The sequence below is a fragment of the Cerasicoccus frondis genome, assembly GCA_031296915.1.
GTDB lineage: Bacteria > Verrucomicrobiota > Verrucomicrobiia > Opitutales > Cerasicoccaceae > Cerasicoccus > Cerasicoccus frondis.
The window spans coordinates 69,481-84,857 of the sequence record JAVDPC010000017.1 but is presented as its reverse complement, the minus strand read 5'-3'; the positions used below and the strand labels follow the sequence as shown (position 1 = coordinate 84,857).

At 56.9% G+C, this 15,377-nt stretch carries 14 protein-coding genes; 8 read left to right on the top strand and 6 right to left on the bottom strand.

The features are described from left to right. Window position 1: 1 nt before the first annotated feature. The 5 genes from RBB63_RS13890 to RBB63_RS13870 all read left to right on the top strand — a co-directional run bounded on the left by RBB63_RS13890 (window position 2) and on the right by RBB63_RS13870 (window position 5,235). Entirely contained in the window at window positions 2-1,282 is a 1,281-nt protein-coding gene (locus RBB63_RS13890; protein WP_309385280.1) for an urea ABC transporter substrate-binding protein, read from the top strand. Beyond that, window positions 1,279-3,378, top strand: coding sequence for a methyl-accepting chemotaxis protein (locus tag RBB63_RS13885; RefSeq protein ID WP_309385279.1), 2,100 nt, complete (start codon window positions 1,279-1,281; stop codon window positions 3,376-3,378). The genes RBB63_RS13890 and RBB63_RS13885 overlap by 4 nt, the downstream gene beginning before the upstream one ends. 47 nt (window positions 3,379-3,425) lie before the next feature. Further along, window positions 3,426-3,803 (top strand): four helix bundle protein, encoded by a 378-nt coding sequence (locus RBB63_RS13880; protein ID WP_309385277.1) that lies wholly within the window; start codon window positions 3,426-3,428, stop codon window positions 3,801-3,803. A gap of 51 nt (window positions 3,804-3,854) precedes the next feature. Beyond that, window positions 3,855-4,430 (top strand): peptide deformylase, encoded by a 576-nt coding sequence (locus tag RBB63_RS13875; protein WP_309385275.1) that lies wholly within the window; start codon window positions 3,855-3,857, stop codon window positions 4,428-4,430. A gap of 64 nt (window positions 4,431-4,494) precedes the next feature. After that, on the top strand, window positions 4,495-5,235 hold the full coding sequence (locus tag RBB63_RS13870; RefSeq protein ID WP_309385273.1) for a class I SAM-dependent methyltransferase: 741 nt from the start codon (window positions 4,495-4,497) through the stop codon (window positions 5,233-5,235). On the opposite strand, the gene RBB63_RS13865 is transcribed toward RBB63_RS13870, so the two are convergent. The 6 genes from RBB63_RS13865 to RBB63_RS13840 form a co-directional block, all read right to left on the bottom strand. Further along, the gene (locus RBB63_RS13865) at window positions 5,222-6,202 is read right to left on the bottom strand and encodes an acetylxylan esterase (RefSeq protein WP_309385270.1); all 981 of its coding nucleotides are present in this window, start codon (window positions 6,200-6,202) and stop codon (window positions 5,222-5,224) included. The genes RBB63_RS13870 and RBB63_RS13865 overlap by 14 nt on opposite strands. 73 nt (window positions 6,203-6,275) lie before the next feature. After that, the gene (locus tag RBB63_RS13860; protein ID WP_309385268.1) at window positions 6,276-7,265 is read right to left on the bottom strand and encodes a helix-turn-helix domain-containing protein; all 990 of its coding nucleotides are present in this window, start codon (window positions 7,263-7,265) and stop codon (window positions 6,276-6,278) included. 653 nt (window positions 7,266-7,918) lie between these two features. Continuing rightward, window positions 7,919-9,205 carry a hypothetical protein gene (locus RBB63_RS13855; RefSeq protein WP_309385266.1) on the bottom strand — a complete coding sequence of 429 codons (1,287 nt, stop codon included), beginning with the start codon at window positions 9,203-9,205 and terminating at the stop codon, window positions 7,919-7,921. Between the two features lie 120 nt (window positions 9,206-9,325). Further along, entirely contained in the window at window positions 9,326-10,738 is a 1,413-nt protein-coding gene (locus RBB63_RS13850; RefSeq protein WP_309385264.1) for a DUF7305 domain-containing protein, read from the bottom strand. Continuing rightward, the gene (locus tag RBB63_RS13845; protein WP_309385261.1) at window positions 10,735-11,289 is read right to left on the bottom strand and encodes a PulJ/GspJ family protein; all 555 of its coding nucleotides are present in this window, start codon (window positions 11,287-11,289) and stop codon (window positions 10,735-10,737) included. Before RBB63_RS13845 ends, RBB63_RS13850 begins: the two co-directional genes overlap by 4 nt. Beyond that, window positions 11,252-11,746 carry a pilus assembly FimT family protein gene (locus tag RBB63_RS13840; protein WP_309385259.1) on the bottom strand — a complete coding sequence of 165 codons (495 nt, stop codon included), beginning with the start codon at window positions 11,744-11,746 and terminating at the stop codon, window positions 11,252-11,254. Before RBB63_RS13840 ends, RBB63_RS13845 begins: the two co-directional genes overlap by 38 nt. A 307-nt stretch (window positions 11,747-12,053) precedes the next feature. Between RBB63_RS13840 and ispG the strand changes: the two genes are divergently transcribed. Genes ispG through RBB63_RS13825 form a run of 3 tightly spaced genes read left to right on the top strand, consistent with a single transcriptional unit; the run spans window position 12,054 to window position 15,318 of the window. Next, on the top strand, window positions 12,054-14,099 hold the full coding sequence (ispG, locus tag RBB63_RS13835) for a (E)-4-hydroxy-3-methylbut-2-enyl-diphosphate synthase (protein ID WP_309385257.1): 2,046 nt from the start codon (window positions 12,054-12,056) through the stop codon (window positions 14,097-14,099). A gap of 18 nt (window positions 14,100-14,117) precedes the next feature. Continuing rightward, complete coding sequence (locus RBB63_RS13830) at window positions 14,118-14,828, top strand: sulfotransferase domain-containing protein (RefSeq protein WP_309385255.1); 711 nt, start codon at window positions 14,118-14,120, stop codon at window positions 14,826-14,828. Continuing rightward, window positions 14,818-15,318: a GNAT family N-acetyltransferase gene (locus tag RBB63_RS13825; protein WP_309385253.1), complete on the top strand. Its 501-nt coding sequence runs from the start codon at window positions 14,818-14,820 to the stop codon at window positions 15,316-15,318. Before RBB63_RS13830 ends, RBB63_RS13825 begins: the two co-directional genes overlap by 11 nt. Window positions 15,319-15,377 lie beyond the last annotated feature (59 nt).

The window sequence follows — 15,377 nt, the reverse complement described above, 5'->3', positions numbered from 1 at the left end:
GATGACTCGCACTATTCTGCTTAGTTGGCTGGCGCTGGCGTTGTTTACGCTGGGTGGGTGCGGCGACCAGCGCAAGGAGCAGACGGTAAAAGTCGGCATTTTGCACTCGGCCACCGGCACCATGGCCAACTCCGAACTACCCGTGATCGACGCCGTGCGCATGGCGATCGACGAAATCAACGCCAGCAATTTCCTCCCCGGCATCAAGCTGGAGCCAGTAATCCGTGACGGGCAGTCCAAGGAACGCATTTTCGCCATGCAGGCGGACCAGCTGCTTTCCGACGATAAAGTCGCCGTCATATTCGGCGGATGGACATCGGCAAGCCGCAAGGCCATGACCCCGGTGCTCGAAAAGCACGATGCGCTGCTTTTCTACCCCGTGCAATATGAGGGCGCTGAAAGCTCGCCCAACATCGTCTACACCGGGGCGGCGCCGAACCAACAGATCATCCCCGCAGTCTACTGGGCCATGAAAGACAAAGGCGCCAAACGCTTCTATCTCGTCGGCTCTGATTATGTATTTCCGCGCACCGCCAATGAAGTGATCAAAGACCAGGTAAAGGCGCTCGGTGGAGAAATCGTAGGCGAGCGCTATCTGCCGCTTGGCTCAGAAGACACTGAAGAAATGGCCGCAGACATCGCCAAGACTCAACCAGACTTCATCCTGAACACCATCAACGGCGACTCCAACATCGCCTTCTTCCGCGCCTTGCGCGAGGCCGGCGTCACCAGCGACGAAATCCCGACCATTTCCTTCAGCATCGATGAAAGCCTGCTCCAAAGCATGGGTATGGAAAAGCAACTCTTGGTGGGCGACTTCGCGGCGTGGAACTATTTTCAGTCGATACCGACCAGGGAAAATCGGGAGTTTGTGCGTAACTTCAAGCAAGCTTACGGCAAAGACAGCGTCACCTCCGACGCTGTTGACGCGGCCTATAGCGGGGTTTACCTCTGGGCAGAGGCCGTCCGCAAAGCCAACGAAGACAAGGACTGGATACTGCCCGAGACGACCAGTGCGGAATCAGTCCGCGAAAACATCGGCAACCGCAGCTTTCTTGCCCCCGGGGGCATGGTGTTCATCGACCCGCAAAACCAGCACCTTTATAAAACTGCCCGCATCGGCCGCATCTTAAATGACGGCCAGTTCGCCATCGAGTGGGAGAGCGACGCCCCAGTGCGCCCGGCCCCCTACCCCATGTTCCGCCCCCGGGAAGCTTGGGATGAATACCTGGCCATGCTCAAGCAAGGCTGGAACGGAGAATGGAGCGCGCCTGCCAAATGAGCGACCATCCCAGCCATACCCTGTTGACGCAGCGGCGTCAGAGCAGCCCAACGAAGGCGCCCAACGAGCCAGCAAAGTCATTGTCTGGCCGTCGGCTGTTTCGCCAGATCATGCTCTACTTCCTGACGATCGCCATGGCGCCACTTATCATCGTCAGCGTCGCACAATATCTGCTGGCCCGCGACGCCTTGCTCGATACCGAGGGCTCATACCTGTCTGCGATATCCACGCTCCAGTTGGAGGAAATCCGCAACTACCTGGAGGAAGTGGAAAACATCGTGGGCTTGGTCGCGGATAGCCCCGCCGTCCAGTACAGCCTGCTTTATCTGGGCGAGATCACCAATAAAGATCTGGAAACCATTGAGGATAACACGACCTACCTGGAGGTTGAAGAGTTTGCCCGCCCCATCGTCCGCGACTTGCGCAGCAAGCTGGGATTTCGGCAGATTCTTTTCATCAATAACCAAGGCATCGTGGTTTACAGCGACCCTGAACTGCCGATTGAAAACCGTGACCTGCGCAGCGAGCCGAACAGCAAACACGAATTGGCGCAGTCTTTCGAAAGTGCGATTCGCCTGATGAGTCCACAGGCCGGCGACTATGATATTTTCCCCCCCACGGGTGAGCCTTCGCTCTTCATCACCAGCCCGGTGCTCGAAGATGGCATCCTCCTCGGCGCTGTCGCCCTGGCGCCCGACAACGAGAAGCTGTTGTCGGTGATCGATGACACCACTGGGCTGGGAGATACCGGCGAAGTCATGTTCCTGGCTCGGCGCGGGGAAGAAATCATCACGCTGAATCAACTGCGCAGCGGCGAAGAAGCCGCCTTCAAAAAAATCACCGACTATAATCCGAAAAATGGCGAGGATCTAAACCCATCACAACGCGCGGTGCGCGGGATGAGCGGTGGCGCGCTCGACGTCGATTATCGGGGCGAAGAGGTCGTCGCGATCTGGGATTACTTGCCCAACCTACGACTTGGCTTGGTGTTGAAGATTGACCGCGAAGAAGTCTTCGGCCCGGTCAGTCACTTGCTGTCGGCGTCAATCCTGGTTGCCGGCGTCACGCTGCTGGTTGTGCTCATCGCTTCCCTGCTCATGTCACGTGGCATCACCCACCCGATCGCCAGTTTGACCGATGCCGCACACCGCTTGGCCGAAGGTGACTTGACCGCCGAAATTCGTTGTAAAACCCGCAACGAAATCGGCCAGCTCTCCGCCGCAGCCCAAACCATGGCGACCAATTTGAAGTCCCTCGTGGGCAAGGTGAAGGTGACAGCGGAAGAGATCAGCAACACCTCGCAACACCTGAACTCATCCGCTCAACAGCAGGTAACCGCCGCCGAGCAAACCGGCGCCGCATCCGTCGAAGTCAACGCCACCGCCAAGCAAATTTCCACCACGACGCGTGAGCTGGCCCGCACGATGAAGCAGGTCAACGAAGTCACCCAAAGCACAGCGCTCAAGGCGGAGTCAGGGCTCGATGTCTTGACTGCCCTAGAGTCCTCCATGAAGGAGCTCGGCGAAGCCAATGACGATGTGGCCGAACAGCTCAACCTCATCAATCAGCGCGCTTACGCGATCACCAGCGTCATCTCCACCATGACCAAGGTTGCGGACCAGACCAACCTGCTGTCATTGAACGCCTCCATTGAGGCCAAGAAAGCGGGCGTGCACGGACGCGGTTTCTCCGTCGTCGCCACCGAAATTCGCCGCTTGGCCGACCAGGCTGCATCCTCGACTTTGGAGATCGAGCAAAGCGTGCAGGACATGCTCACCGCCGTGCAAACCGGCGTGAAAAACATGAGCAATTTCTCCCGTAAAGTCGACAGCAGCGTTGTCGAGATCATTGACATCAGCGGCCGCCTGACCGATGTGATTCAGCAAGTGCAAGGCCTCCCTCCGCGCTTTGATCAGATCCTCGAAGGCATGGAAAGCCAGGCCGAAGGCGCCAGCCAGATCAACGAAGCCATGGGCCAACTCAGCTCCTCCGCTCAACAAACCGCCAACGCCGTGCGCGAAACCAACCGCATGGTCATGAACCTCAAGCGCAGCGCCGATGTGCTGAAGTCTGAAATCCAAAGATTTCAGACTTAGTGTTGGGGTGTTGAGGTAGGGAGGTATTGAGGTTTATTGGGTCTATCATGGCGAAAATCGAACGATTCGAAGAAATTCAGGCATGGCGGGAAGCACGTGAACTGACGAAAGAGATATACATCCTATGCAAGCAGGAGCCTCTTTCTAGCGATTTCGGTCTCCGCGACCAGATTCGCCGCTCTGCGGTTTCGATTGGCTCTAACATTGCGGAAGGTTTTGGACGTGGCAGCCGCCCAGAGTTTGTGCGTTTCTTGCGCATCGCTCAAGGCTCCGCCTACGAGTTCCGTTCACAGTTATATACTTTACTCGACGCGAACTACCTTGATGCTGGAACGTTTCAACGACTACATGACCAGGCAGTCTCCACCGCCAATTTAATTGGCGGTTTCCTTCGTTATTTAGAAAAATCTAAAACGCCTAAGTAGCAGCAATAACTTCCGCACCTCTACACATCAACACTTCAACACACCTACACTTTGATCCTAAGAGTTACCATGTTTGGTGAGCCTATCCTGCGGGAGAAAGGCGCTCCTGTCACAGAATTTAATGACGAGCTCAAAGAGTTCGCCCAGAACATGCTCGACACCATGTATGACGAGGAAGGCATTGGGCTGGCCGCACAGCAGGTTAATGTCGCCAAGCAAATCTTCGTCATGGATATGCAGCTCGGCGACCGGCCTGTGGAATTCTTTTACGAACTCGATGGCAAGACGCCGCCGCTGGACCTCATCATGCCGCTCGTGGTCATTAACCCACAGATCGTGACCAAAGAACCGAAGGCGCCTTACGAAGAAGGTTGCCTGTCCTTCCCCGGCATTCGCGGCGAAGTCGTGCGCGACACCTACGTCGAAATGAAATTTCAGGATCTCGATGGCAACCACCATGAGGTCAAATGCGACGGCCTCTTTGCCCGCGTCATCCTCCACGAAAACGATCACCTGCAAGGCGTGCTTTTCATCGACCACATGACGCCCCAAACCCTGCGCCCCCTGCAAACGCGCATCAAGAAGCTCAAGCGTAGCACGCGCGACTGGTTGAAGAAATACGGTTAAAACTGGAGGGCAACTCTCCGACACCTGGGATTGACGAAACGGCCTTGAGGCATATCATAATGCCATGGCCACTCCGCTTCACGAAAAGTCCACTCTCGACGAAATTCGCACGCGCTTTGACGCCGACGTCGAGCGCTTCTCCAATTTGGAAACCGGGCAGGCTGCGACCATTGACGCACCGCTGGCGATGGACCTCATCACGCAGGCCGCCATCGCCGCCACGCCGACCATTCGTCGCGTCCTCGATATCGGCTGCGGCGCCGCCAACAACACCATCAAGCTTCGGCAGGAATACGGGCGTGATTTCGACTGCGACATTTGCGACTTGAGCCTGCCCATGCTTGAGCGCGCCGAGGAGCGCATTGAGGCGGAGAACTCCGGCAGCATCACCGTCTACCAAGGCGACTTCCGCGATATCGCGTTCCCGACGCATTCGTTCGATGTCGTAATTGCCGCTGCGGTGCTGCACCACCTGCGCGATGACGCGGATTGGGAGGCCGCGTTCGAGATGATTTTCCACCTGCTCCGGCCCGGCGGCTCGTTTTGGATCACTGACTTGGTCGCCCACGAATCGGACAACGTGCACAGCCTCATGTGGCGACGGTACGGAGATTATCTCAACGGTCTGGGCGGCGCCGAATATGCGGAAAAAGTATTTGCCTACATTGATCGGGAAGACTCGCCGCGATCCGTCACCTACCAAATCGAGCTCATGCACCGGGTCGGCTTTCGCCCGGTGGACATCTTACACAAGAACTCCTGCTTCGCAGCCTTTGGCGGCATCAAGCCCATCATTGGCCGCTGACGCACATCCAGTCGCGGAAGAAGCGATAGACGTGGTCTGGCCAATGCGGCAGATTTTCGTGCCCATGGTCATGATAGATCAAATGCTTCTTGGGAGCGTGGATGTTGTTATACGCGGCAAACTGTGTGGATGGCGGGCAGGTTTTATCCATCAGCGTGATGGCCATAAGCACGTCTCCCTTGATGCGCGGCGCGAGGTTCTTCACGTCGATGTAGCCAAGCCAATTAAAGATTTCCTCTTCACGCTCGTGCAGCGGATCAGACCAACGGAAGAAATCACGCAGTTCAACGTATGCGTTTTCGGCGAGATCCATCTGCCAGACCCGGTAGTAGTCGGACAAAAACGGGAACTGAGACACGACCTTCGCAATGCGCGGCTCTAGCGCGGCGCAGACCAGTGAAAGCGCCCCACCCTGGCTGCCGCCCTGGGAAGCTACCCGCGCGCCGTCGACTTCGGGCATGTCCATCACGAGGCCCGCCAGTTGCGCGGTGTCGAGGAAGATCGCGCGAAATGCGAGGTCTTTGGGGTCATTGCGCAGGCCGCGGATAATGTGCCCCTTAAACGTGCTCAGGTTCGCGGATACGACCTCCTGGGAATCTCCCGCCTGGCCCCGGCAATCCATCGACGCCACCACAAAACCGGAGGCAGCCATCGCCAGTAAATGAGTCCACTCTCCGCACCAGGCGCTGTAGCCATGGAACTGGCAAATGGCCGGGCAACCACCTTCGGGGATATGCTTCGGGATGACGAGCTTGGCGTGCACGCGGGCGCCGCCAACGCCTTTCCAATACAAGTCATAGCAGTCCGCAAAGGGCGTTTCGAAGTCGGACTTCACCCGCTCGGGCTGAGCGTCCACCGCGCGCATTTCGTCCAAGGCTTCGGTCCAGTAGGCGTCGAAATCCGACGGGCACGGGCTTTGCCCCAGGTAGGTTTTGAGTTTCTCGAGAGGGTAATCGAATGCTGGCATAGAATGATTTGGGTTCGGAAAACACCAGCTAGTCGGCTTGCCGGACTGGTCGCAAACTAAAACTCTGCTGGCCTTAACTTCTGCAGCCTGTCAGGGCCTGGCCATCGAACTGCGACGGCGCCATGCCCCAGAACTGCTTGAACTGCCGCGAGAACTGAAACTGATCCGTGTAACCAAGCTCGGCGGCGACTTCCTTCACCGACAGGCTGGAGTAACGCAACAGTGCGGCGGCGCGCTCCAACCGGGTGCGGATTTGGTAGTCGCGCGGTGAGCATTGGTAGACGGTGTGGAATGCCCGCCGCAGGCGCGAAACACTGCAACTGCAGTCCCTCGCCAACGCTTCGATCATCACAAATGCAGAGCGCTCCGCCTCCATGAGCTGCACCGCGCGGGCCACCAATTCGCGGTCCCGCATCTTGGCGGAATCCATGGATGTTGCCGGCAGCATCGGCGCAAGCAAGGGCTCGGCCACGAGCGCAATGTAGGTGAGGTGGCGCGCCAGATCCGTCGCCCGGCTCGCTTGGCTGGACGGCAACATGGTCACGCCATCGATGTTTTCGTTCATGCTCGGCCCACTCCCAGAGCTGCCACGGTGTGACAACCACTGGTTATACTCCGTCATGAGCCACTCGCGGAAAAGCGCATCCCAGCGCCAATAGTCCGGAAAATCATAAACGAGCGGCTGGTCGCCCAGAAACGAAACCATTTGTTGCGTCACCTCGGCTGACGGCCTGAAGTGCAGGAACGCCAGCGCAATTGGATCACTCTGCTCATGCTCGCCACGCATGATAAAGTTCGGGGGGGCGAGCACGGCCATGCCTGAGCGAAGCGCACATTCCCAGTCGGAATGCTCATCGTATAAAACGCCGCGACCCGAGAGGATGATGAGCACGTCAAAATCGTTGTGTGGACGCCTCCCAGTCATCGTAGGTTCCAGGCGCGAGGTGGGGCTCCACTTGATGCGGCCACAGTAGCCACGCTCTACGGCGTGAGGCTTTTCGAGCATCTGGCGCACCAGCGCCAGCCAGCGGGATTCATTTTGCAAAGTGCTTGGTTCGGTCATGCCGGGGTATGGCTCATTGAACCAACTACGCCACTCCGACCGCAAACTTTATTTTTTCGCATAGAGCGTTAAAGTCATGGCCTGAGTGATGGTCAATACTTGGAAAAATGACCCGCAAAACTCGCTGAGGGGGGGGCGCCAATGGCAAAAAATCACGGTATCAAAGAACAAAAAGGTCTCCCGTTCGCCCATTGGGCGCGGGTCGGGGAACGCCCCGTTGTGTCGGGCGCTTCAACGTCAACATGGCGAAACACAAGCTGGCATAAGTTTACGGTGCGCTTGTCGGCGGCTGCCGAATTAAAGCCTCGGGGCGTCGCCGACGTGACTGTTTACACCAGCACATCGGCGAATGGGCCCCATCAACGGCTCAAGCGCCGCGCAAACACGAATGCGTTCACACAGCATTGACTGGACTCGCTGCCCGTTAAGGCGGGCAACCGGTGTATGGGAGAGAAGTTTTCATGGCGGATAGAAATGTTCATTTAAACACTACTAATCCGATCACTTTTCACAACAAAAAAGTGAACGCGCGAGCATTTTTATTTTTGATCTTAAGCCGCCTCCCCGCCGCCTTGGGCATCTGGATGAAGATGCATTGATGCTGCTCGCTGATCTGGTCAGCCATTCTCCAGAGCAACTTTAAGCGACAGGCGTCACTCCTCGATGTAGGACCAGGCTTGAATGCGCCAAAAGCGCGTACTTGGATCACCAGACCAGTCATCCGTCCAACTCATGGACCCACCAATGTTCGCAATGCCGCTGTCGATCAATTCCCAATCGACCAGGTTTTCGCTCACGCCTACGGTGGTTGGCTGGCCGTAGTAGTTTTGCCAATCCGCGTCCGTCTCGAAGTCCACGGCGTCCACCAGCAACTCAGCTCCAGCCAGCATCTCTTCCGCAGGAAAATACAGCCACGGAACCAGCACACTGGTGGAGCCGACAGTGACGTCGATCTGCACTCCGGACAACAAATCGCCTCCGCTGAAGCTTAATGTATAGTCGCCGGGATCGACCGGGATCGCATAGCCGCCAGCATCCCCTGTGATGGCGTAGAAATCGCCACTGTCCGGCATCACCGTCACCCCAGCCAAGCCTTCACCCGGATCGTAGAGCAGGTTGCCATTGGCGTCCTCCCAAACCGTGCCCACGATGAAGCGGTTGTAGTGGTTGGCTTGCGAAGTCTGGGCGTTGCAATAGTTGATCGTCGTGACTTGCGGGCCAACGGACGTGCCCGCGTCATTGTCTTCCACGATGCCGATGCCGACGTTGCTGTAGTTGCCCATCAGCCCTGCCCGATGACCGCGGCCCGTCTGCATGCCAGTCCCGTCATTGCCGCCCCAGTCGATGTTGAACCCGGCGTGGCCATAGGGGCCATTTTGGGAGTAGGAAAACACGCTGGCGCGGGCGCTGGAGTAGGCAAAACCTGCATCGGAAATGCGTTGAAATTGACCGGTGTGGTTCTGGGCGTCCTCACTGACCAGATACTCCGAGTGAGACAGCGCAGCCTCGTGCAAACGAACGTCGAACGCCGCTGGCGGCGTGGGCGCCAGCGCAAGAAACTCCGCCCGCAGAATATCCAAGTCCACGTTGAAGTAGCTGACGGCATTCTTAATCCGACTATCCTGAACCAGGGAAAGCCAGATGCCCTCGACTTCCGGGTTCGCCCGCGCCCGGTTCATCAGCCACACATATTGCTGCTCGACCCCACTCGGCCGCGAGCCATCGGCGCTCTTGTGGAATGCCCATTCGCTCATCGCGAGCGGTTCCTTGGGGACGTCACCCAACGAGCGTGCGGTAAACGCAGGCGCTGAAACCACCTCCCAGGGAGGCGACAGCTCAGGGGCCTGCGGCACTGCTGATGCGAGCTGCCCAGCGAAAAAAACGCCAAGCAATACAGAAAAACGATGGTGCGCGCGCTGGGGGCTAGCTGTTATTTTCACACCAAGCGTTATAGAAAATTTGCCCCCTTTGCTCCAGACGGAACCGGTCACCCCGCACCGTTTGACATTTATTTTAGCGAGGCGCCAGTGAGCGAAACTTGGCGTAGATCCTTACCGAGATTACTTAAACGCCTTCGACGGTGAGATTTCGGCCCAACTGACGAGTTCCAGCTCACCGATGTCATCATCGCCTTCGTCGTAATTGCCTGGGTCCTGACTGCCGCCATCGCCCAGGTTGACGTCGTAGTAAAACTCGACGCCATTGGTGACCTCGATATACTTCGCGACAACCGCGCCACGGAATTGCCCCTTGGGCGTGCTGCCAACCCCGGCCAAGCGCACGTTGGAATTCGGCGCGTTAATCACACCGGTAAAGACCTTGAAGTTATTCAGCACAACATCCTGGCTGTTTTTCGCGATGATCTGAAACTGTGCCGGATACTGCTGGTCGATGTAGTCCGCGTTCACGTGGATATTTTCGCCCGCCATGATGATGAGGCTCGCGCCAGGCTTGATGTCGATCTCGCCGCCGAGATTCAGGTTGCGCACCGCATCAATCACGACGGTTCCATTAATCGTCAACTTGGCGTTTTGGTTGGTGTTGATGCGCTCAGTGTCGACCCAGGTTGGCACAAGAGAATTGCCCAGAGAAATGTTAGAGTTGTTCTGCCAATAATTTTGGTCGTAGGAAACTTTGACGTAGCCATCGCTCGTTGGCAGGTCGGGGTCGGTGACTTCGCCATCGAAATCTTTGGAAACATAGTTGGAGTCAACGCCACTGGTTTGAGTGGAGTCAGGCCCGATGATAACCGCATTCTGGTCTTGCTGGTTCGGGTTGTTGAAGCCCGAAGAATAGCTGATGTTGCCGCCTCCCGTGCGAATCGACCCATGCACGACAGCATTGTTGATGGCGATCGCGTTGTTGCCAGTCGCAGGGGTCGCCACGGTCACGTAGCGCCCGGTGTTCGTTCCCCAAATCGGCACGCCGTTGTTGACGTTACTATCGTAGCTGGAGACCTTCATGCCCGGATTGTTGTGGTTGAGCTTGATGGAGTCGCGAGCCACCATGCCGTAGGCAAAGACGCCCGAGCCGGTGTTTTCCTCTTCCTGCTCCTGACTCAAGGCCTGCTGGACGACGGTTTCCACCGCACGCTGGACAGGCGTATCGCCCAAATCGATCTCCGCCAGTGAGGTGATGAGGTATTTGCCGCTGCCCTGCCCCACGATACGCACCGTGGTGGATGAGCCATACTGGCCAACCGGGGCATTATCAACGTATTCCCAGGTGACGTCCGCCTTCTTGGGCCAGTAGCTGCCGCCCAAATCCTGGTTGGCAATGGCGTGCATGCCCAGCTCGATGCCTGACTCTGCAAGGTGAAAAGCCGTGTAGCCCAAGCCATAGCGAACCGTTGTCCGGTGCTGCGACACTAAAGACTGGCTCAGGTAGACAATGGCGATGATGGATACCGCGCTGAAAATCATGGCCAATAGAATGACCGATCCGCTGCGGCGAGTGTGCTGTGCAGAGTTCATAGGTTGCGATTGCGAAAGGTGATGATGGATGTTTCTGTCTTCACATCCTTGGAGCCGTTGGTCGTGGCGACCTCAGTCTGGACCTCCAGTTTGGCGGCGTTGATGTCGATCAGGGTGTTGGTTACAACGCCAAATCGGTCGTAGTAAGTGAATTGAGCGGAGTCCACCTTGGCTAACAGCGTGCGAATGCCTCCAGTGGTGACGTTGGCTTCGATCAGCTCGTCTTTTTGCGCGTCGTAGTAGAGCTTGAGCCGTTCTTTGTTCCCCTCCAGATCGGTGGTCGTAAAGTCAAAACTCGTGCTGGATGTCGCATGTGCGGTGCTGATCGAATGAAGCTTTTTGTTAATGCGCTCGAAGGCGTACTGGGTTTGGGCCGAGTGGTCAGCATGCTCCATGGAAACCTTCAGCCCTCGACTGAAGGCGAAAAACGTCGCCGTAATGCCACTGGCCAGCAGTCCAAAAATGGTCATTGCAATGAGTAGCTCGGGCAGTGAAAAGCCCGCCTGACGGCGCTTAGTTCGCCGTGCTGAACTTTTTATCCGATAGTCCATCTTTGGTGAAAATTGCCCGACCGACAATGTTCTGGCTCCGCCCGGCGGAACTCCAGTCCACCGTGATGGTGGTTTGGATGATTTCCTTGGCGGAATCCATAAACTGCAGGTCGCGGACAACCGTATATGCGGTGCTGTTCAGGGTGACCGTGGATTTGGTCTGCACCTGGTCGTTTTCCTCTTCCAGCCCGAGCAAGCCGCCCAAAAGACCACCGCTGGGACTAGAGCCAGAGTTGGTGATCGTGTCCGAGAGCTGATCGTAAGTCTGAGTCCTCAGGTTTTCCAACTCAGAATTCAAAACGGTATAGCCGCTGCGAACACTGTCCGAGCGAAAATTAAGCTCCCGAATCTCCGGAATTGCCATCAGGCTGGCAGCCATCACCAGCCCAAGAATGGCCATTCCGATCATGATTTCGATCAGCGAAAGGCCCGCGCGTCTCCGCTTAGCCGGCGACATGTCAAATTTAACAGCTTTCATTCCCCTCCTACGCCGCAGGTGCAAGATGCTCGCACCTTAAGCTTCTGTTAAGAGATACGGCAGAAATCAGCAGTTGTTAAGCCGCACCCCCTATTTTTTAGGGCATTTTAGCCTTTCACAATTAATTAACAAACACACCTCCATTGCGCACTATCCAAGCAGGGTAATGAGCCCCCTCGCCAAAAGGCAGACTGAAACTGTCCAAAAATGAGCAAAAGCACGGCATTTCTTTCCGTTTGATATTTGCTCCCGCTGCTGTTCTAGTGGCTGACTTTGATTTTTTACTATGCAGCCTTATTGCCATTCACGCTTTAAAGCAACCCGCCGTCAAACGCGCGAAGTCATGGTTGGCCCTGTCGGTGTTGGCGGCGGCAACCCGATACGCGTCCAATCCATGACCACGAGCTTGACGCAAGACGTCGAAGCCACAGTCAGGCAGTGTATCCGCCTCGCGGAGGTCGGTTGCGAAATCGTCCGCATCACCGCGCCCAATAAAGCTGCCGCAGAGGCCCTCGGGCCGATTCGCAAACAGTTTTCGGCGGCCGGATTTAGCAATGTGCCGCTGGTTGCGGACATTCACTTTCTGCCGAGCGCTGCAATGATCGCTGTTGAGCACGTGGACAAGGTCCGCGTCAACCCAGGCAACTACGCCGATAAAAAGAAGTTCGCCGTCACCGAGTACACCGACGCCGCTTACCAGGAAGAGCTTGAGCGCCTGCACAGCGCCTTCACTCCCCTGGTCCTCCGCGCCAAGGAGCTTGGTCGCGCCCTGCGCATCGGCACCAACCACGGCTCCCTGTCCGACCGCATCATGAACCGCTACGGCGATACGCCGCTGGGCATGGTCGAGTCCGCCCTCGAGTTTATCCGCATCGCCGAAAGCCACAATTTCCACAACATCATTTTGTCGATGAAGGCGAGCAACCCGAAGGTCATGATTCAGGCCTACCGGCTCGTGGTTGAGAAAATGAACCTGGAAGGCATGCAATATCCATTGCACCTGGGCGTCACCGAGGCCGGTGAAGGTGAAGACGCGCGCATCAAGAGCGCAGTCGGCATCGGCGCCCTGCTCTATGACGGCCTCGGCGACACCGTGCGCGTTTCCCTGACTGAAGATCCCTGGCACGAAATTCCGGTCTGCCAGGAGCTCGTGAAGCGCGCGCATGCGCATTGGGAGCAATCCGCCGCCCTGCCCGACACCGACCGCAGCGAAGCACACGCAGATTTCTACAACTACCAACGCCGCGAAATCGTCGATCTCTCCTTTGGCCGCAATGCGCCACTGGGCCCACTGGAACCGCCACGCGTCATCACCGCCGCCGGACGCCCGCTGTCTGAGCACACTCAGATCGTCAAAGACGTGCTGGACGTGAACCGCAAGTTTAAGGACGCCAAAGTCGAAGGCCTGTTGGTGAACGTTGCGTCCAATGACGACCTTCCCCACTTGGAGCAGCTCGCCAAAGTGCTGGCCCCGGCAATCGAAGCAATCGTCGTTAAGTGCGCCGAGGATGTTTCTCCGGAGAAATTGGAAGCGTTGAACTTCAGCACGGACATCCGCTGGATGTTCATTTGCAAGTTTGAGAAAAACTGCCTCGAACACGCCCACCAGTGGGCCGTGCATCATAATTTCCTGATCGCCCTCGACACCAGCGCGCACCAAGTCCTCGAATGGCGAGACACCATTCAGAAACTCGGTGACGGCCATCTCGTATTCACCCGCACAGGCGTTCCGGGCGACACCCACGCCACGGGCGCTTACCGTGCGCTCGGCGATGCGCTGAAAGAAATCGGCAGCAAAGCCCCACTCTGGATTCGCATCACCCCGGAAATGCAGGTGCTCGAAGAAACCGGCTTTGGCAATCAACTGCTGGAGGCGTCCATGGTCGCCGGTAATTTGTTTGTCGATGGCATGGGCGACTTAATTTCCGTCGAAAACGTTGACCGCTTTGATCAGGCGACGGCTCTTGCCTACAACATGCTCCAGGCTGCGCGCATGCGCGCCACCAAAACGGAATACGTCGCGTGTCCCAGCTGTGGCCGCACCTTGTTCGACCTGCAGGAAGTCACGCAGCGCATCAAAGGGCGCACTGGCCACCTGAAGGGCGTAACCATCGCCGTCATGGGCTGCATCGTGAATGGCCCCGGCGAAATGGCGGATGCGGACTTTGGCTACGTCGGCGGCGCGCCGGGCAAGATCAACCTCTATGTCGGCAAGGAGTGCGTGAAGTTTAACATCCCGGAAGTCGAAGCCCTCGACCGTCTGGTGGACCTCATTTCCGAGCATGGCAAGTGGGTCGAGCCCGAGGCCGTTGAAGCCGCAGCGGAGGTTTAACCCGCATACTTTTCAGGCATGGTTGTTTGGCTCTACTCCTACCCACGCTCGGGCAATACCCTCCTGCGTATCCTGACTCACAGCTACTTCGGCTTGGACACTTACTCTGTCCACAGCACGACCAACGAAGGCGATAAGGAATTCAACCGCGAGGGCACGGCCAAATTTATGGGGCAAAAGCCTATTCCAGGCACTTGGGAAGAATGCCAGGCCTCGGACGATGTGTTCCTCGTCAAAACTCATGCGCTGCCGCCTGATTATGGCAAAGTCGTCCACCTGCATCGTGATGGGCGGGACGCCCTTGTCTCCTACGCGCATTATTACATGAAATACATCCTGCCGGAGAAAAATAAGCTGCTCTATAAACTGAAGGGCAAGCCGACGGATGTCAGCGCGGCCATCACTTATTTTCTGCCGAAAAAGGAAGATAGCTGGAGCGATCACGCCAAGGCAGTCAAGACGCTCAGCAATCCTATCCTGGAGCTACGCTACCAAGACCTGGTCGACCAGCCGGATGAATCCATGGCCTTGCTCGCTGAATTCATCGGGATCAATCAAGATGCCGGGCACGCCAAACCGCCGACCTTCGAAGAGCTCAACGCCAGTTCCCCGGGCTTCTTCCGCAAAGGCGCCTCAGGTTCCTGGAAAGACGAAATGACGGACGCGCAGCATGAGCTGTTCTGGCAATACCACGGTGACGTCATGCGCGAATTGGGTTATGAGCGCTGATGCGCCGCAGAACATCACTGCATTACTGCCCCATCGAGTATCCGAAGCAAAGTCTCTGCTGGACACCGCGTTTGCGCCGAGCTCATTCGAAAGCGCCCTCGTCCAAAAGCTCTTGCTCCGAACTGATTCACACCTCTGGATTTTGGAGGAAACGAGTCGACTTGTTGGCGTCGTCGCCTACTCGCCTGCCTACCGAAATGGTGTAGCAATCGGCTATCACCTGGCCCCAATCGCCGTCCACCCCACACAACAGCGTCTGGGATTTGGCTCGAAGTTGATTCACGAAACCCTGGCCATGCCACCAATCGACGCGAGCCCTGTGTTCGTGCTGGGCGACCCAAGCTACTATGAACGTTTTGGCTTTGGTTCAGCACAAGACGTCCAGTGCCCTTACGACCCGACGGGCGAGCATTTTCGCGCATTGCGTTGGCCAAGTGGCAAAGAATCCTTTGTGATTGGCTACCCCTCCGAGTTTACAATGTGTGAATAGTTCTTCATCCGGTGGAAGGATACTGCATTCTCAAATGAAATATGCTATCGTCCCTCCCT